The 18,194-nt window shown below is 66.4% G+C and carries 15 protein-coding genes; 6 read left to right on the forward strand and 9 right to left on the reverse strand.

The window, feature by feature from the left end; translation table 11 throughout:
* Positions 1 to 303: 303 nt before the first annotated feature.
* Positions 304 to 2,118 carry a DUF885 domain-containing protein gene (locus tag ACCQ10_RS19785; protein WP_372361666.1) on the reverse strand — a complete coding sequence of 605 codons (1,815 nt, stop codon included), beginning with the start codon at positions 2,116 to 2,118 and terminating at the stop codon, positions 304 to 306.
* A 600-nt stretch (positions 2,119 to 2,718) separates the two neighbouring features.
* The gene (gene rsmG / locus ACCQ10_RS19790; RefSeq protein ID WP_047697899.1) at positions 2,719 to 3,357 is read right to left on the reverse strand and encodes a 16S rRNA (guanine(527)-N(7))-methyltransferase RsmG; all 639 of its coding nucleotides are present in this window, start codon (positions 3,355 to 3,357) and stop codon (positions 2,719 to 2,721) included.
* Positions 3,358 to 3,550: 193 nt separating this feature from the next.
* Between rsmG and ACCQ10_RS19795 the strand changes: the two genes are divergently transcribed.
* Positions 3,551 to 5,137, forward strand: a complete 1,587-nt coding sequence (locus ACCQ10_RS19795; RefSeq protein WP_372361667.1) for an alkaline phosphatase D family protein — start codon at positions 3,551 to 3,553, stop codon at positions 5,135 to 5,137.
* Here the strand turns inward: ACCQ10_RS19795 and ACCQ10_RS19800 are convergent.
* Positions 5,122 to 5,718, reverse strand: coding sequence for a 4'-phosphopantetheinyl transferase family protein (locus ACCQ10_RS19800; RefSeq protein ID WP_372361668.1), 597 nt, complete (start codon positions 5,716 to 5,718; stop codon positions 5,122 to 5,124). The two genes, ACCQ10_RS19795 and ACCQ10_RS19800, sit on opposite strands and share 16 nt — an antisense overlap.
* Positions 5,719 to 5,844: 126 nt before the next feature.
* Between ACCQ10_RS19800 and ACCQ10_RS19805 the strand changes: the two genes are divergently transcribed.
* Complete coding sequence (locus tag ACCQ10_RS19805) at positions 5,845 to 6,096, forward strand: GlsB/YeaQ/YmgE family stress response membrane protein (protein ID WP_039404974.1); 252 nt, start codon at positions 5,845 to 5,847, stop codon at positions 6,094 to 6,096.
* A 52-nt stretch (positions 6,097 to 6,148) separates the two neighbouring features.
* Here ACCQ10_RS19805 and ACCQ10_RS19810 read toward each other — a convergent pair whose 3' ends face one another.
* The 5 genes from ACCQ10_RS19810 to ACCQ10_RS19830 all read right to left on the reverse strand — a co-directional run bounded on the left by ACCQ10_RS19810 (position 6,149) and on the right by ACCQ10_RS19830 (position 11,253).
* Positions 6,149 to 6,586, reverse strand: coding sequence for a GFA family protein (locus ACCQ10_RS19810; protein ID WP_039404977.1), 438 nt, complete (start codon positions 6,584 to 6,586; stop codon positions 6,149 to 6,151).
* Positions 6,583 to 7,362 carry an exodeoxyribonuclease III gene (gene xth, locus ACCQ10_RS19815; protein ID WP_372361669.1) on the reverse strand — a complete coding sequence of 260 codons (780 nt, stop codon included), beginning with the start codon at positions 7,360 to 7,362 and terminating at the stop codon, positions 6,583 to 6,585. The genes ACCQ10_RS19810 and xth overlap by 4 nt, the downstream gene beginning before the upstream one ends.
* A 388-nt stretch (positions 7,363 to 7,750) precedes the next feature.
* Positions 7,751 to 9,478, reverse strand: a complete 1,728-nt coding sequence (locus ACCQ10_RS19820; RefSeq protein ID WP_372361670.1) for a cation acetate symporter — start codon at positions 9,476 to 9,478, stop codon at positions 7,751 to 7,753.
* The gene (locus tag ACCQ10_RS19825; protein WP_184558047.1) at positions 9,475 to 9,792 is read right to left on the reverse strand and encodes a DUF485 domain-containing protein; all 318 of its coding nucleotides are present in this window, start codon (positions 9,790 to 9,792) and stop codon (positions 9,475 to 9,477) included. Before ACCQ10_RS19825 ends, ACCQ10_RS19820 begins: the two co-directional genes overlap by 4 nt.
* 69 nt (positions 9,793 to 9,861) lie before the next feature.
* Positions 9,862 to 11,253, reverse strand: coding sequence for a DcaP family trimeric outer membrane transporter (locus ACCQ10_RS19830; protein ID WP_372361671.1), 1,392 nt, complete (start codon positions 11,251 to 11,253; stop codon positions 9,862 to 9,864).
* 295 nt (positions 11,254 to 11,548) lie between these two features.
* Between ACCQ10_RS19830 and acs the strand changes: the two genes are divergently transcribed.
* The 4 genes from acs (at position 11,549) to ACCQ10_RS19850 (ending at position 16,017) form a co-directional block, all read left to right on the forward strand.
* Positions 11,549 to 13,492 (forward strand): acetate--CoA ligase, encoded by a 1,944-nt coding sequence (gene acs / locus ACCQ10_RS19835; RefSeq protein WP_039404992.1) that lies wholly within the window; start codon positions 11,549 to 11,551, stop codon positions 13,490 to 13,492.
* Positions 13,493 to 13,875: 383 nt separating this feature from the next.
* Complete coding sequence (locus ACCQ10_RS19840; protein WP_039566073.1) at positions 13,876 to 14,541, forward strand: response regulator transcription factor; 666 nt, start codon at positions 13,876 to 13,878, stop codon at positions 14,539 to 14,541.
* A 705-nt stretch (positions 14,542 to 15,246) separates the two neighbouring features.
* Positions 15,247 to 15,810: a peroxiredoxin family protein gene (locus ACCQ10_RS19845; RefSeq protein WP_162183141.1), complete on the forward strand. Its 564-nt coding sequence runs from the start codon at positions 15,247 to 15,249 to the stop codon at positions 15,808 to 15,810.
* Between the two features lie 3 nt (positions 15,811 to 15,813).
* The gene (locus ACCQ10_RS19850) at positions 15,814 to 16,017 is read left to right on the forward strand and encodes a hypothetical protein (RefSeq protein WP_005922076.1); all 204 of its coding nucleotides are present in this window, start codon (positions 15,814 to 15,816) and stop codon (positions 16,015 to 16,017) included.
* A 208-nt stretch (positions 16,018 to 16,225) separates the two neighbouring features.
* Here the strand turns inward: ACCQ10_RS19850 and ACCQ10_RS19855 are convergent, their stop codons facing one another.
* The gene (locus ACCQ10_RS19855; RefSeq protein ID WP_372361672.1) at positions 16,226 to 17,848 is read right to left on the reverse strand and encodes a family 43 glycosylhydrolase; all 1,623 of its coding nucleotides are present in this window, start codon (positions 17,846 to 17,848) and stop codon (positions 16,226 to 16,228) included.
* Positions 17,849 to 18,194: the final 346 nt, after the last annotated feature.

Raw genomic sequence — 18,194 nt, forward strand, 5'->3', positions numbered from 1 at the left:
GACACCGCACCAGACAGTTGGCTGGTGGTTTCGTTGAAGAGCGAGGAGCACGTCGCGGCTTGCCGGTTGCTCGTTGAAAACCATGCATACCGACCATCTCGACTGGTCCTGCCCGCCTACCGTCGCGGGACCCTTGGCGGCATGGATGCCGCCACGGAGCTTACAAGGACGTACTTGCAGCGTGTCCTGCGATGGTGGGCGGGCAAGGGCCCTGCAGCAAACTCGCAGCCTCGGTCGAGTGCGCGGTGCCCTCACCGCTCGCGGGATCTCAACTCGATGCCCTCAGACGCCGTTACCAGCACATCACGGTGCGCTGGCAGCGGCTGGCTTGGACTTGATCGGGCGTGCCTTGCTCTCGGCGATGAAGGCGCGCACCTGCTGCTCCAGCACCGGCAGGGTGACCGAACCCTGCTTCAGCACCACGTCGTGGAACGCCTTGATGTCGAAGCGCTCGCCCAGTTGCTGTTCGGCCTCGGCGCGCAGCTTGACGATGCTGATCTCGCCCAGCTTGTAGCTCAGCGCCTGGCCGGGCCAGGAGATGTAGCGGTCCACCTCGGTGGTGACTTCGTGCTCGCTGAGTGCGGTGCGGTCGCGCAGGTAGGCCAGCGCCTGCGCGCGGCTCCAGCCGTCGTGGTGCACGCCGGTGTCGATGACCAGCCGGCAGGCGCGCCACATTTCGTAGGTGAGCCGACCGAATTCTTCATAAGGCGTCTCGTAGATACCCATCTCCTGGCCGAGCTTTTCGGTGTACAGCGCCCAGCCTTCGCCGTAGGCGGAGATATAGTTTTCGCGGCGGAACGCGGGCTGCTCGCCCTGCTCCAGCGCCAGCGAGCCCTGCAGCGAATGCCCGGGCGAGGACTCGTGCAAGGTCAACGCCGGCAGGTTGTACAGCGGCCGCGATAGCAGGTTGTAGGTGTTGACCCAATACGTCGTGGCGCCACCGCGGCCGGCGGTCCAGAACGGGGCGATATCGTCGGGTACCGGCTTGATGGTGAAGCGCCCGCGCGGCAAGGTGCCGATGAACTTGCCCACCTGCCCGTCCACGCGCTTGGAGATCCACGCCGCGCGATCGAGCAACTCCTGCGGGGTCTTGGCGTAGAACTGCGGGTCGGTACGCAGGAAGGTGAGGAACTGCGCGAAGCTGCCCTTGAAACCGACCTGCTGGATGATGGCGTTCATCTGCGACTGGATGCGCGCCACTTCGTCCAGGCCGATCTGGTGGATCTGCTCAGGGCTCAGCTCCAGCGTGGTGTATTCGCGGATCTGCTGGCGATAGAAGGCCTTGCCGTCGGGCAATGCTTCGGCCGCCAGCGTCGTGCGCGCCTTGGGCATGTAGTCGTTGCGGAAGAAGCCCAGCAACCTGCTGTACGCCGGAAGGACGGCCGTGCTCAGCGCGGCCTTGGCCTGTTCGCGTAGTTGCGCCTGCTCGGCTGCGGGGATCTGTGAAGGCAGCTGCTTGAACGGCGCGTAGAAGGTCGATTCGGTGGGGTCCTTGACCTCGGCGATGGTGGCGATGGAGACGTCGCGCCCATCGAGCACCGCGCGCGGCACGCTGAACCCGCGCGCCAGGCCGGCGCGCATGTTGACCATCTGTTGGTCGAAATAGCGCGGCACATCGTTCAGGCGCGCGATGTAGGCGCGGTATTCGGCAGCGGTCTTCATCGGCCGCTGCGCCATGAAGCCCAGGTTCGACCAGAACGAACTATCGGAGTTGAACGGCATTTCGTACAGGCGCAGGCGCACGTCGGCGGCCAGGTTCTCCACCTGTGGGCGGTAGATGGCGAAGTTGATCTGATTGGCCGGCGAGAGCTGCCTGGGGTCGATGCCATCAAGCTGCTTGAGCACGCCGTCCCACACCGCCAGGCGCGCCTGCTGGGCGGCCGCGCTGACATCCGGCAGATGCGTGTTGTCACCGGTGCTGTCGCTGTCTTCGTCGGCCTGCCCGGTTTCGGCCTGCCGCCAGGCCCACTCTTTTTCGTAGATTGCGCGGAAGCGTGCATCGGCGGGCGCTTCGGCGGTGCGCGTGGCCGGCGCAGGCGGCGTGGCGGCATGCGTGGACGCGACGAACGAGGTGCCCAGCAGGGCGAGCGAGAGTGCGACGGCGAGCGGAGAGGTCACGTGCGGAAAGCCTGATCTGGAGCGAACGCCCGATCATGGCAGCCCACGCCCGCGCTGCCATGGGCCGGAAGTCCCAATGCGGGCTGGCGCGCTGTGGTGGCTGTTGAGCTCCCTCCCTGCCTTGGAGCGCGTGTGGGGCTGTTGCGCTGATTGGCCGGAGTGTCATGCACTGCCCCCATCCGCCCTGCGGGCACCTTCCCCCGCAGGCGGGGGAAGGGACCTGGTGGTTGTCGAGGGTTGTTTGGTTGTCTTTCCGCCGGGGCGGAGCAACTGACGTCTTTCCACCGGGCGGGGCAACTGACGTTGCTGGGGTTGAGTTCCCTCGCCTGCCTTGGAGGGCATGTGGGGCTGTTGCGCTGATTAGACGGAGTGTCGGGCGCTGCCCCCATCCGCCCTGTGGGCACCTTCCCCCGCAGGCGGGGAAGGGACCTGACGGTTGTCGAGGGTTGTTTGGTTGTCTTTCAGTCGGGGCGGGGCAACTGACGTCTTTCCACCGGGCGGGCAACTGACGTTACTGGCGAGGTCGGTGTTGCCCCCTCTCCCGCCTGCGGGAGAGGGCTGGGGTGAGGGCCGCTTGAGGCCGATCGGCGTCGGCTCGGCTCAGGCCTTGCGCACCACCACCAGATGCCGCTCGCCCTCCAGGCCGGGCACCTGCAGCGGATGCACCTCGCTCATGGTCCAGCCGGCAGGTAATGCGGCGATTTCCTCGTGCGGATAGACGCCCTTCATTGCCAGCAGGCTACCGCCCGGGCGCAACAGGTGGCCGCCGACATCGATGATGCCGGCCAGCGTGTCCAGCGCGCGCGCGGTGAGGTGGTCGTAGGCGGCCGGCTCGTCCAGCGCTTCGGCGCGCGATTCGGCCACCCGCGCATTGCGCAGCTCCAGGTGACGCAGGGCCTCGCGCATGAAGCGCGCCTTCTTGCCGTTGCTTTCCACCAGCGTCACCTGCAGCTGCGGGCGGGTGATCGCCAGCGGGATGCCGGGCAGGCCGGGGCCGGTGCCCAGGTCGGCAAGGGTGCCGCTGGCGATGTAGGGCTGCATGGCCAGGGAATCGAGCAGGTGGCGGGTGACCATCTCGCGTGGGTCGCGCACGGCGGTGAGGTTGTAGGTCTTGTTCCAGCGCACCAGCAGGGCCAGGTAACGCAGCAGCGGTGCGGCGAAGGCCGCATCCAGGGATTGGGCCTGCAGGCCGCGCTCGAGCGCGGCGGAGACATCGGGGGCGAGTGCGGCATCGTTCATGGCGCGATTATCGCAGCTGGGGTGTCGTGCGGGCGCGCGTGTGCAGGCGAGGATGCTGCCGGGTTGTCCGGGCCGACCCGGCCGACGCCTCTTCGCAACGCTGGACACACGCGCTGGACCCACCGCAATGGACACGTGCCGGTAAGACAGCGGCGCTATATCTGGACACCGCTGCCAGAGCTTGGAGAACGCCATGCCCGCCTCCGATCGCGCCCGCCGCCGCCTCCTGCAAGGATTGGGTGCCGGCCTGTTGCTGCCAGCCACTGCCGGCTGGTCCGCGCGCAGCCTGGCCGCGCCTTCCGGGCGCCCACTGATCACCGACGGAGTGCAGAGCGGCGATGCGCTGGAAGACCGCGCGATGCTATGGAGCCGTGCAGATCGGCCGGCGCGGATGCGGGTGGAATGGGACACGCGCCCCAGCCTGCGCCAGGCACGCCGGGTGGATGGACCGATGGCGGTGGCCGCCCACGATTTCACTGCGCGCGTGGACCTGAGCGGCCTGCCGCGTGATCAGGACATCTTCTACCGGGTGCGCTTCGAGGACGCCGACAGCGGGGTACTGAGCGCGCCGGTACATGGCCATCTGCGCAGCGCGCCGCGGACACGGCGCGACGTGCGTTTTGTCTGGAGCGGCGACACGGTCGGCCAGGGCTTCGGCATCAATCCGGACATCGGCGGCATGCGCATCTACAGCGCCATGCGCGAACGCAACCCGGATTTCTTCCTGCACAGCGGCGACACCATCTACGCCGACAGCCCGGTTCCGGCCGAACTCACCGTCGAAGACGGCAAGCGCTGGCGCAACCTCACCACTGCGGCCAAGAGCAAGGTGGCCGAAACGCTGGACGAATTCCGCGGCAATTACCGGTACAACCTGCTGGACGAGCATGTGCGCCGTTTCAATGCCGAGGTGCCGCAACTGTGGCAATGGGACGACCACGAAACCACCAACAACTGGTCGCCCGGCAAGCAGCTGGATGCGCGCTACCAGGTGCGCGAGATCGACGTGCTGGCCCAACGCGCGCACCAGGCCTTCCTGGAATACGCACCGCTGCGCAGCGTGCGCGCCGATGGCAACGGGCGCATCTACCGCAAGATCGCCTACGGCCCGTTGCTGGACGTGTTCGTGCTGGACATGCGCAGCTACCGCGGCGCCAACAGCGACAACCTGCAACCGCAACCCGGCCCCGATGCCGCGTTTCTCGGGCCGGAGCAATTGGCGTGGCTGCAGCGCGAACTGGCCGGCTCGCGCGCGCAGTGGAAGGTGATTGCCGCCGACATGCCGATCGGCCTGCAGGTGCCCGATGGTGAAGATGGAGAGGGGCGTCCGCGCTGGGAAGCGATCGCCAACGGCGACCCCGGCGTGCCGCGTGGCCGTGAGCAGGAAATCGCCACGCTGCTGCGCTTCATCAGCCGTGCGCGCATCCGCAACACGGTGTGGCTCACTGCCGACGTGCATTACTGCGCAGCCCATTACTACCACCCCGGCCGCGCCGCGTTTCAGCAGTTCGAGCCGTTCTGGGAATTCGTGGGCGGCCCGCTCAATGCCGGCAGCTTCGGGCCGAACGCGCTGGATGCCACCTTCGGCCCCACGGTGGTGTTCCAGAAGGCGCCGCCTGCCCCCAATACCTCACCGTTGGCCGGGTACCAGTTCTTCGGCGAGGTGGAGATCGATGGCGCCAGCGGCGTGCTGACGGTGACCTTGCGCGACCTGGATGGCGTGGCACAGTTCCGTCAGCCGATCCTGCCGTATGGCGCGGGGCCTCACGCGGCCGCGTGAGGGTAGAGCGCCAGCGCGGCGCGGCACTGCGGTGCGGCCCACCATTCGTGCAGCTGCCAGCGCGCGGCCTGGCCCAGCGCCGGGTCGCACCACTGCAACTGCAGGGCGCCATCGGCGGCCAGCGCGTAGGCCAGCCGATGCAGGCCGAACGACAGGCCATGCCCATGCGCCTTGAGCAGGGCTTCCTTGGCGCACCATAGACGAAAGAACAGCGCCTGCTGTGCGTCCGCCGGCAAGGCGGCCAGCAGCGCCAGTTCGTCGGGGTGGAAGAAGCGATGCGCGATCTCCAGCAGGCGCGGGCGCGGGCGGATCCGCTCCAGGTCCACGCCCAGCCGCACGCCCTGCCCCAGCCCCACCAGCAGGTAATCGCCGCTATGGCTCCAGCCGGTATCCCAGTCCGGCAAGGCCGGCTGCAGGGTCGGGCGGCCCCGTGCGTCACGTAGCAATGGCACCTGCGCCGGATCCAGGCCCAATGCCTGACCCAGCAGCTGCCGCGCCTGCGGCTCGCCGCGTTCGCCGGGCCGGTGCGGCCGTAGCCAGAGTTGCACCGGCCCGTGCTGCCAGCTTGCGTACGCTGTCACGCGGCGCCCACCAACCCAACTGCTTCGCCAGCCCGGCGGCCGCGCTCGACAGCTGCTTCACGGCGCGGTGCGTCCAATGGCGCCCATGCACCACGTCGGGTGCACAGACATGAGGAGATCGGCAACATGGGCATCATCATCTGGTTGATCGTCGGCGGCATCGTGGGGTGGCTGGCCAGCATCATCATGCGTCGCGATGCGCAGCAGGGCATCATTCTCAATGTGGTCGTCGGCATCGTGGGTGCGCTGATTGCCGGTTTTCTGTTCGGCGGTGGCATCAACCAGGCCATCACCCTGTGGACCTTCGTCTGGTCGCTGGTGGGCGCGGTGATCCTGCTGGCCATCGTCAACCTGTTTACCCGCGGCCGCGTGCGCTGATCGGCGCAGCATCGGTTGCCACGACGCCCGGGCCCGCCCGGGCGTTGTCGTTTCAGCGACCGGTGGCGGCGCGGTCGGCAGGATGGTTGACGCCGTCTTCCACCGGCACCGCGATGTTCAGCGCATACGGATTGACGCCTTCCAGGCAACCGACGTTGTAGCCGTATTCGTTGGGATTGGAACGGCGCCGATGATGGGTGTAGATGCCGCACACGCCGCAGAAGTAATGCGCGGCGGCGTGGGTGTTGAACTGATACAGCCGTAGCGCGTCCTGGCCTTGCACCACGTGCAGGCCGTCGAGGGTGACCGAGGCGACGATGGCGCCACGCCGGCGACACATCGAGCAATCGCAACGGCGCGGGTCGAGCAGGCCGTGCGGCAACTCCAGATCGATCTGCACTGCGCCGCAATGGCAACTCAACCGGTGCACCGGCCCCAGCGTGACATCGCCCACCTTGTGGGTACTGCGACGCAGATGACGCTCGCTCATGCGCCTGCCTCTGCCAGCCGCACCCAGGCCGGCGCATGGTCGCTGGGACGCTCCCAGGTGCGCGGTTCGCGGTCGATGCCCGATTCAACGGCACGTGCGCGCAAGGCCTCCGACACCAGGGTCAGGTCGATACGCAGGCCGAGATTGCGGCGGAACCCGGCCTGGCGGTAATCCCACCAACTGAAGTGCTCGGCTTCATCGTGATGCAACCGGAATGCATCGTGCAGGCCCAGCGCCAGCAGTTTTTGCAACGCGGCGCGTTCGGCAGTGGAGGTGAGGATGTGGTGCTCGTTCCACACCGTCGCATCGTGTACGTCGCGCGCATCCGGGGCGATGTTGAAGTCGCCCAGCACCACCAGCTGCGGATACCGCTGCAGCTCTTGCGCGATCCAGTCGTGCACCGCATCCAGCCAGCGCAGCTTGTAGGCATATTTCTCGGTGCCCACGTCCTGGCCATTGACCACGTACAGGTTGACGATGCGCACGCCGTCCACGGTGGCGGCGATCACGCGTTGCTGCACGTCGTCGAAGCCCGGGATACCCATCTGCACGTCCAGCGCCGGCGAGCGCGACAGGATCGCCACGCCGTTGTAGGTCTTCTGGCCGCAGAACACGCTGCGGTAGCCCAGGGCAGCCAGCGCCGCATCCGGGAACTTGTGGTCTTCCAGCTTGGTTTCCTGGACGCCCACCACGTCCGGCGCAAACGCGCCGAGCCACTGTTGCAGGTGCGGCAGGCGTACGTTGAGCGAGTTGACGTTCCAGGAGGCGATTTTCATGGAGGGGGCCGTGGTCCAAACCGCCAATGGTACCGCGCCGCCCGCGCATGCCTCAGGGCCGGGCCAAATGACGTCCCGAGCTGGTCGGGGCCTAGCGCAGGCGCTACGCCTGCACGGTCGGCGCAGCGACACAGCCGGTGAGGCGCAGCACTTCCGGCGATGCATCGCCACGTCAGCCGGCGCCGCTGCACGCGGCCGCACTCCCCGGGCGGTTCCATTGCCAGACTGTGCACGTGCCCTTGCCGCAATGAGGCTACCGCAGCCGCGCGCCTGCGCGTCGCGCTGCAAGGCGTGGCTGCCATGCCGGCACCGGGCGCGCAGCGATAGCGCCAAAACGCAAGACGCCGGCACAAGGCCGGCGTCTGCGATCACCTGTACAACGCTGCACTCAGTGGCCCGAGGCACCACTGGCACCCAGGCCGGTTTCGGCGCGGATCTGCTGCGCCTTGAACGCGGCGCGTTCGTTGGCTGCCTGCGGGCTGTGATCCAGGATGGAGAACAGCCAGATGCCGACGAAGCCGATGATCATCGAGAACAGCGCCGGCGAGGTGTACGGGAACGGCGCCGAACCGGCCGCGTTGCCCAGCGTGTCCACCCACACCGACGGCGACAGCACGGTGAGCACCAGCGAGGACACCAGCCCCAGGAAGCCACCGGTCACCGCGCCGCGCGTGGTGCAGTTCTTCCACAGCAGCGACAGGATCAGCACCGGGAAGTTGGCCGAGGCGGCGATGGCGAAGGCCAGCGACACCATGAAGGCCACGTTCTGCTTCTCGAACACGATGCCCAGCAGCACCGCGATCACGCCCAGCACCAGGGTGGTGGCGCGCGAGACCTTCAGCTCCGAGCCCGGCGCCGGATTGCCCTTCTTGAGCACCGTGGCGTACAGGTCGTGCGACACCGCCGACGCGCCGGACAGGGTCAACCCTGCGACCACCGCTAGGATGGTGGCGAAGGCCACCGCCGAGATGAAGCCCATGAACACGTTACCGCCGACCGCATTGCCGACCAGCACCGCCGCCATGTTGGCTGCACCCTTGCCGCCGTGGATGGTGCCGGTGGTGACGTCCGCAAACTGCGGGTTGGTCAGCACCAGCGCGATCGCACCGAAGCCGATGATGAAGATCAGGATGTAGAAGTAGCCAATCCAGGTGGTGGCCCACAACACCGACTTGCGTGCCTGCTTGGCATCGGGAACGGTGAAGAAGCGCATCAGGATGTGCGGCAGGCCGGCGGTGCCGAACATCAGCGCCATGCCGAACGAGATCGCCGAGATCGGGTCCTTCACGAAGCCGCCCGGGCCCATGATCGACAGGCCGGCCTTGGCCGCGTCCTCCGGCGATGCACCGCCGTTGGCCGCAATCGCGGTCTTCACCCGCACGCCCTCGGCAAACAGCGCCTCAAAGCTGAAGTTGAAGTGCCACATGATCGCCACGGCCATGAAGGTCACGCCGGTCAGCAGCAACACGGCCTTGATGATCTGCACCCAGGTGGTGGCGGTCATGCCGCCGAACAGCACGTAGACCATCATCAGCACGCCGACCAGCGTCACCGCGACCCAGTAGTCCAGGCCGAACAGCAGCTTGATCAGCGCACCGGCGCCGACCATCTGCGCGATCAGGTAGAACAGCACCACCACCAGCGTGCCCGACGCGGCAAAGCTGCGGATCGCGGTCGGCGCGAAGCGATAACCGGCCACGTCGGCGAAGGTGTACTTGCCGAGGTTGCGCAGCCGTTCGGCCATCAGGAAGGTCAGGATGGGCCAGCCGACCAGAAAGCCGATCGCATAGATCAGGCCGTCGTAGCCGTTGGCCATCACCGCGGCGGTGATGCCCAGGAACGAGGCCGCCGACATGAAGTCGCCGGCGATCGCCAGGCCGTTCTGGAAGCCGGTGATGCCGCCGCCGGCGGTGTAGAAGTCGGCGGCCGACTTGGTCTTGGCCGCCGCCCACTTGGTGATCCACAAGGTGCCCAGCACGAAGAAGCCGAACATGCCGATCGCCACCCAGTTGGTGGGCTGCTTGTCGACCTGGCCCATGTCGCCACCGGCGGCCAGCGCAAGGCCGGCCGGCAGCAGGCCGGCCAAAATCAGGAGAAGGCGCGAAGTCTTGCTCATTTGCGGGCGTCCTCCAGGATCTGCGCGGTCAGCTGGTCGTAGGTGTTGTTGGCGCGCCGCACGTAGATGGCGGTGATGATGATGGTGAACACCATCACCCCGATCGCGATCGGAATGCCGATCGAGGTCACCCCGTCGCCGATGGGCTTGGCAAGGAATTCCTTGTCGAAGGCAATCAGGCCGATGTAGCCGTAGTAGGCCAGCAACATCAGCACGGTCAGCGTCCAGCCCAGCGTGTTGCGTTGGCGTTTGAGCGCGTGGTACTTCGGATTGGCATCGATCTTGGCGATCAGTGCGTCATTCGAGACGGTCATGGTCTGTCTCCTGGAGTGCGGGCGGCACGGCCCGCCCACATGCGTGGCGGGCGGCCGGCGGGATGAACCTTAGAAGCTGTACTTGGTGGTGAACTGCAGACGCGAGATGTCGCCGGAGTCGCCGTTTTCGGCTTCGCGGCGGCCGTACATCAGCTCTGCACCCACATCCACCTTGGGCAGCGGCGAATAGAAGACGTTGGCACGCAGGCTCTGCTGCGACTTGCTGGCAAGCCCGCCGGTGTTGGCCAGGCTGTGGTCGTAATCCACCCGCGAATACATGATGGTGCTGCGCAGCTTGGCGCTGTAGTCGTGGCGCCACGCCACCCAGCCGGCCACGGTGCTGACGGTGTGGATGTTGCCGTCCACATCCAGCTCCACGTCCGAGCCGTTGCCCAGGCCCAGATAGCGCCCCAGGCCTTCGCCGTAGCTGAGCTGGTAGCGCAGGTCGTTGCTGGAATTGATGATCCAGCGGCCGCCGCCGGCGATGGCGCCGCCGAACTCGGTGTCGTTGGTCAGCGCGCTGCGGGTGCGGTACTGGCGTGCGATGGCCGACAGGCCGAACGTGCCCCAGGTGCCCTTCCAGTTGTAGCGCGCGGTCAGGTCCGGCATGGCGCCGTGGTCCGAGGCCAGGATGGTGTTGCCGCCCTGGTAGGGCGTGGTCAGCGTTTCCGGGTTTTCTGCCGACACGCTGAAGGCGCCGCGCGTGTAGCGGATCTGGGTCTGACGGCTGAACAGCGCGCCATCGGTCGGCCCGACGATGTCGGCCGCTTCCGGCAGGATCGTGGCGTCGATGAAGTTGGACCAGGTCTGGCCGGCCAGCCAATTGTTCCAGCTCATGTAGGCATGCCGCAGGGTGCCGCCGTAGAGATTGTTGACCTGGTTGGCCAGCGCGTTGCCGAAGAAATCCAGTTCGATGAAGCCGGTGAGCTTGTCGCCGTTTTCGGTGACCGTGTCCACGCCCAGGTTGAAGCGCGAGAACTTGGCATGGAAATCGGTGTCGGTGCTCGACGCCTGCCCACCGACCGGCGTCTGGGTCGGGATGTACAGGTACCGCCCCACCGCGCCTTCGGGCAACGCACCATCGCTGGTGCGGGTGGTCATGAAGTCGGCCTTGATGAAACCACCGTAACGGAACGTTGTCCCCGCCGCTGCGTTCGGTGTGATGCTGGTGATCTGGATCGGCCGCTTGCCGGCTGGAACCGCAGGCGCGGGCGCCGCTGCCGGCGCTTGCGCCTGCAGGGTGCGCACTTCGCTGACCTGTGTCTGCGTCTGTGCGATCTGGCCCTGCTGCTGTTGCTGCGCGGTCACCAGCAGTTGAACCTGACGTTCGAGCTCGGCGATGCGTGCTTCCAGCGCCTTTTCCTTCGGCGTCTGTGCAAACGCCATACCCGGCAGGATGCTGGCCACGAACAAGGCGGCAGCCAATGGATGGCGCACCAGCGGTGCAGTACGGTGTTTCATGGAACCCTCTCCCCGATGAAGGCCTCGCGCTTGATGGCGATGCTGTGCGGAGCGTGAGGCAGTCCGCGGTTTGCAGCCTATTCGCCTTTGGTCGTAGCTGCAACGCAGCATTCCGCAAGGTGACCGATCGTCGCACCAGAGCCCGCAATGGATGTGCGCTGGCGCACTGACCTGGTTACGACCATGGTCTAAGGCGCCGTTGACCACCGGGACAGAATGGATGCGGCACACTGATTACCTACCGAGGGCAGCCGCAGCGCCCTCTTCCGACAAGATCATCGCAAGTGAGGGTGCCATGGCTGATGTTTATCCCGTCGATCCCGCGTTCGCCAAGGGCGCACGCGTCAATGGCGAGCAGTACGCAACGCTGTACCGCGAATCGATCGAGCACCCCGAGCAGTTCTGGGGCAAGGCCGCGCAGCGGCTGGACTGGTTCAAGCAGCCCACCCAGGTCAAGGACGTCAGCTTCGCGCTGGACGACTTCCATATCCGCTGGTTCGGCGACGGCGAGCTCAACGCCAGCGTCAACTGCCTGGACCGCCAGCTGGCCACGCGCGGCGACAAGACCGCGCTGCTGTTCGAACCCGACAGCCCGGACGCCGCCTCCTACCCGGTGACCTATCGCGAGCTCTATGAGCGCGTGTGCAAGCTCGGCAACGCCCTGCGCAATCTCGGCGTCAAGAAGGGCGACCGGGTCACCATCTATCTGCCGATGATCGTCGACGCGGCCGTGGCCATGCTGGCCTGTGCGCGTATCGGCGCGGTGCATTCGGTGGTGTTCGGCGGCTTTGCCGCCAACTCGATCGCCGACCGCGTGATCGATTGCCAAAGCAAGCTGATCATCACCGCCGACGAGGGCCTGCGCGGCGGCAAGAAGATTCCGCTCAAGGCCAACGTGGATGCGGCGCTGAAGATCCCCGGCACCAATACGGTCGAAACCGTGCTGGTGGTGCGCCACACCGGCGGCGCGGTGGAGATGCAGGCACCGCGCGACCGCTGGTTCCACGATGTGGTGGATGGCCAGCCGGCCGAGTGCGAACCCGAGCGCATGAATGCGGAAGACCCGCTGTTCATCCTCTACACCTCCGGTTCCACCGGCAAGCCGAAGGGCGTGCTGCACACCACCGCCGGCTATCTGTTGTTCGCCAGCTACACGCATGAAGTGGTGTTCGACCTGCGCGAGGACGACATCTACTGGTGCACCGCCGACGTGGGCTGGGTCACCGGCCACAGCTACATCGTGTATGGCCCGCTCGCCAACGGCGCCACGGCGCTGATGTTCGAGGGCGTGCCGAATTACCCCAGCGTGTCGCGCTTCTGGGAAGTGATCGACAAGCACCAGGTCACCCTGTTCTACACCGCGCCCACCGCCATCCGCGCACTGATGCGCGATGGCGAGGCGCCGGTCAAGAAGACCTCGCGCAAGAGCCTGCGCCTGCTCGGCAGCGTGGGCGAGCCGATCAATCCGGAAGCCTGGCGCTGGTACTACGAGGTGGTCGGCGACAGCCGCTGCCCGATCGTGGACACGTGGTGGCAGACCGAAACCGGTGGCATCCTGATCTCGCCGCTGGCCGGCGCGGTCGATCTCAAGCCCGGCTCGGCCACGCTGCCGTTCTTCGGCGTGCAGCCGGCGCTGGTCGATGCCGAGGGCAAGATCCTGGAAGGCGCCACCGAAGGCAATCTGGTGCTGCTGGATTCGTGGCCGGGTCAGATGCGCAGCGTCTACGGCGACCACCAGCGCTTCATCGACACCTATTTCCGTACCTATCCGGGCAGCTACTTCACCGGCGATGGCTGCCGCCGCGATGCCGATGGCTATTACTGGATCACCGGCCGCGTGGACGATGTGATCAACGTGTCCGGCCACCGCATCGGCACCGCCGAAGTGGAAAGCGCGCTGGTCTCGCACCCGAAGGTGGCCGAAGCGGCCGTGGTCGGCTTCCCGCACGACGTCAAGGGCCAGGGCATCTACGCCTACGTCACGCTGATCGCCGGCGAGACTCCGAGCGAAGACCTGCACAAGGAATTGGTGAGCTGGGTGCGCAAGGAGATCGGCCCGATCGCCTCGCCCGACCACCTGCAGTGGGCCCCCGGCCTGCCCAAGACCCGCTCGGGCAAGATCATGCGCCGCATCCTGCGCAAGATCGCCGAAAACGCACCGGACCAGCTGGGCGACACCTCGACCCTGGCCGATCCGTCGGTGGTGGATTCGCTGGTCAATGAAAGGCTGACGCGCTAACGCGCTGACGCGCGTTGGAAATGGGGAATCGGGAGTGGGGAATCGTTGAAGCGGTTCCCTGCGAACGGAGGGAATCGAGAATGGGGAATCGTTGGAGTGGTTCCCTGCCACCCGGCGCAGAGGCGGCATGGGGAGTGTAAAAACAGTCTCTAGCCCGCCTCTGTCAACCGCTGTTGCGCGCCGCTTTCCCTAGCCACCCGACGTACCATCTCTCACCGCTGTTGCTATTGCTATTGCTGTTGCTGTTGCTGTTGCTATTGCTATTGCTATTGCTGTTGCTATTGCTATTGCTGTTGCTATTGCTGCTGCTGTTGCTGTCGCTGTCGCTCTTAGCGTTTGCTCTTGCGATTCCCAATTCCCGATTCCCGATTCCCGGCCCCAAAATGACCACCCTGCTGATCGCTGACGACCATCCCCTGTTCCGCGAAGCCTTGCGCGGGGCAGTGCAGCGGGTGATGCCGGGGGTGGAATTGTTCGAGGCCGACAATGTCGATGCCCTCTATACGCTGGCCGATGCGCAGCCGGATGCCGATCTGCTGTTGATGGATCTCAACATGCCCGGCGCGCAGGGATTCAGCGCGCTGGTGCATATGCGTTCGCTGCATCCGCAGTTGCCGGTGGTGGTGGTGTCTGCACGCGAAGAACCCACCGTGATGCGGCGTGCGATCGACCATGGCGCGTTCGGCTTCATTCCCAAGTCCGCCGATTCGGACACCATTGGCCGCGCCCTGGCCACCGTGCTCGATGGCGAACGCTGGATTCCTGCAGAAGCGCAGAACCTGCCGCCGACCGACAGCGAAGAACGTGAGGTCGGCCAGCGCCTGCGCGATCTCACCCCGCAGCAGTTCCGCGTGCTGCAGATGCTGGGCGCCGGCCGTCTCAACAAGCAGATCGCCTACGACTTGGGCGTGTCCGAAGCCACCATCAAGGCGCACGTCACCGCGATCCTGCGCAAGCTCGGCGTCACCAACCGCACCCAGGCGGTGCTGATGGCGGGCAAGCTCGCCATCGATTCGGATGGCATCGTGCTGCCGCCGGAAGAGGAGTAACCCGCGCGGCACGTGCCTGCGTCGGGCGTCTCGGGGGAAGCCCTATCGCGCCTAGGTGCGCTCCTACGCGTGACCCCGCATCTGCCAGGTCACGCGACAGGAGGCACCACACCGACACACCGCTGCAAGAGCGCCCCGGACGCGACGGCATCATCGATACAGCCCCAGCGCACGCACGCGCGTGACGACGCCTGACCCTGCATCTGCCAGGTCACGCAACAACAGGCATCACGCCACACACACCAACACGCCGCTATGGCAGCACCCTGGCGCGACGGCATCATCAAGGCAGCCCCGTCGCGCGCAAGCCACGACGCCTGGGCCCGCATCTGCCAGTCACATGATGCAGGACACCGCTAGCGCGGCAGTGACGCGTGTCCATCGATTCCCGAGACGGGCAGGCACCAACGCGGTGCAGTACACGGCATGCCATGCACCGTGCACGGCAGCCAGCGCTGCGACAGCCGCCCGTGCCACCTGGTGCGTGGCTGGTTGCCGCGGTGTTTTGCGCAAACCCGCTGCTCAACGTTGCTCCACAGTGGCAAGCCCAAGCGCGGCGGCGTGATCGTCTCCACATCTGCGCGCCGTGCGACATCGCAGTTGTCGATATCACCATTGACCATGTGCTGATGCCTGGGCAAGGCTCGGTCACCAGGGGCGCTTTGGAGTTGGGGTGGCATGACGCGACGATTTCCGTGGCTCTGGATGGGCCTGCTGGTGGCGTGCGCACTGATCGCGGTGCTGGCGTGGCAGAACCGGCAGCTGCGGGTGCAGCAGCAGTGGTTGCAGACGCGCATCAGCACCCCTTACGAGGGCATGTACGTGCCCCGGATCGAGGCGATCGATGGCGATGGTCAGCGCCATCTGCTGGGTGCGCCGCAGGGCCCGGCACAGGTGCTGTTCTTCTTCACCACCACCTGCCCGTATTGCCAGCGTTCGGCGCCAACGGTGCTGCGCGCGGCGCGGGAGCTGCAGGCCAATCTACCGGGGCGGCCGCAACTGCTGGGTGTCTGTCATTGCGATGCGGCGCAGGCCGCGCGCTATGCGCATGTGCATGGGTTCGATTTTCCGGTGGTCACGTTGACCGACCGTCGCGCGCTGATGCTGTTCCGTGCGCGCAACGTGCCACTGCTGATGGCCATCGATGGGGCCGGGCGCGTGCGCCATTCCCATCTTGGCGTGTTCGATACCACGGAGCGGGTGCAGGACCTGGTTGCCGCGTTGCGCCGCACGGATGCGCCAGCGGCTTTTGCAACGGTGAAGGAGTAATGCATGAAAAAGCGTTGGGTAAGCTTGCGCAGTGCGTTGATGGCGGCCACGTTTCTGGCCAGCACCGGATTCGGTGCCTTCCAGGTGATGGCCGTGGACAATGCACAGCCGAAAGTCGAATCGTGTAGTGCATGGGCCTGCAAGGCCGAGTGCCCAGAGTTCGGTGGCGATCTCGGACAAGGCAACGTCTGCTACTGCTGCGGCTGAGTCGGCGGCGGGGCCATCCGGGCCCCGCCCTCTGCAGTGCGATGGCGGTGCTGCGCTGCCAATGCAGGCCACCGTCGTGCAACCCTCGCTGACCGCCATCGCGTTGTCATCGTGCGCACGCTGGCCGCCGCGGTGACGCCGCGCACCAACCGCTCAGCTGACCGCGAGCAAGGCGGCACCTGTCAGGCACCGATCCAACCGTCCGCCGTCAGCCCAGCGCGCGGTAGCGGAAGTCGCGCAACACCACCTCGCCCTGCTGCGCGGCGTACATGCCCAGCTGCAGGCTCAGGAACCCGCCAAAGACGTTGTGGTGAAAGCCGGACACTTCCATGCGGGTGGGATGGCGCGTCCACTGCCGGCCCTCGTCGAAGGAGTAGTCGAAGCGCACGATGTGGTGATCGTTGGTCAACCGCACGCGGATGCGGCGGTGGGTGTTGGGCGTACGGGCCCACACCAGCTCTTCTGAGTATTCGTAGGTCTTCATGGTGTCGGCGGTGAAGCCGATGCCGACGAAGGCCTTGTGGTTGTAGAACAGCACGATGCCGCCTTCGGCAGTGCCGACCAGCTCCAGCGTCACCTCGGCCACGTAGGCGCGATCGGGCACGCCGCAGGTGAGCGGCGCGCTATCGATGGGCGATGTGCCCGCGCAGGCCAGCGTCAGCGCCCTGTTCGCACGTCGCACCCGTGCCTGCTCGCCGGGCTTGGGCGCATGCAGGCTCCACTGGGTGCCGAAACGGTCGCTGGAAAAATCGTCCGACAATGCAAAACCGCTGGCCGCGGCACGCGCGCCGACAGCTGCAAGTGCGGGCGTGCGCATTGGCTTGGACAGGTCGCCACCGGTGGCGCGGAACCAGCCGTCGGCGGTCCACTCGACCGGCTCCAGCAGTGTCTGCCGGCCCAGCGTGCGGAAGCCGTTTTCGTAGCCGTGATAGACCAGCCACCAATCGCCGCGCGGGCCCTCCACCAGCGTGGCATGCCCGCGCGACCACCACGGCTCCTGCTCGGACAAGGTGCGCACCAGCGGATTGCGCGGGCAGTGTTCCCACGGCCCATGCACCGAACGCGAGCGCGCGGCGATCACCATATGCCCGGTCACTGGCCCGGCGGTGCCGCCGACCGCGGTCACCAGATACAGCCAGCCGTTGTGCCAGGTGAGCTTGGGGCCTTCGGGGGCGAAGTTCTCCACGATCCAGTCATCGGGATAGCGCCATGGTGCGTAGGCCGGTTCGAGTTGCCCGTCGGTGGCCAGGCCGTCGTCGCGCAGGCGGATCTTGCGGATGCCGTTGACGAACAGGTAGCGCTTGCCGTCCTCGCCCAGCACATGGCCGGGATCGATGCAGCCGGCGATGCCCAGATCGATCGGCGCGCTCCACGGCCCGCGGATGTCGTCGGCCCAGATCACGAAGATCTTCCAGCCGTGGTCGTCCGGATTGGCCGGGATGTAGATGAAGTAGCGGTTGTCGTGCTTGCACAGGTCCAGCGCCCAGATCGTGCCCAGTTCCTGATGCAGCGCCGGGCCGATCGGTGCCCAGTTGACCAGGTCGGTGGAGTGCCACAGCACGATGCCCGGGTAGGAAAAGAACGACGAAAACGTCATGTAGTAATCGTCGCCATCCTTGAGGATGGTGGGGTCGGGGTGATCGCCGGCCACGATGGGGTTGAGGTAGGTGCCGTTGCCCAGATCCGCCTTGCGCTGCCCTTCGATGCCGCGTGCCCACTGCGGGGTGCGAGCGCAGGGTGCAGACGGCGCCTCCGCGGCAGCCGACAAGGGCGCGACCAGCGCGCTGGCGGCCAGTACCTTGAACAAGTCTCGCCGTGTCGTGTCTGGCATGTGCCCGCTTCATCGGATGAGGGCTGGTATCTAGCCCTATGGGCGGGCTGGGGGCAACCGCGCAACCTGCGTTATAGGAACTGGTGATGCGGCATGCGGATTTTGAAATAGCCTGGCAGTGGCGCGTTGCAGCGAGCGGGACTGCGCAGCAGCATCGGGATGCACGCGCTCGTGCTGTGCAGGCAGGTGTCCGTGCGTTGGCCTGGATGACGCTCTTCTCCGCAAGGACATGACGGCACGATGCGTCATCGCGTTCGGCACCGTGAGCTCGTCGGACCGTCACCGGCCGGAGGCGGTGCGACGTTTATCGCTGGACTGCACCTGACTGGGTATCCAGAAGCTGCCT

The organism is Xanthomonas sp. NCPPB 1325 (assembly GCF_041477645.2).
In the GTDB taxonomy this organism is placed as follows: Bacteria; Pseudomonadota; Gammaproteobacteria; order Xanthomonadales; family Xanthomonadaceae; genus Xanthomonas; species Xanthomonas cannabis.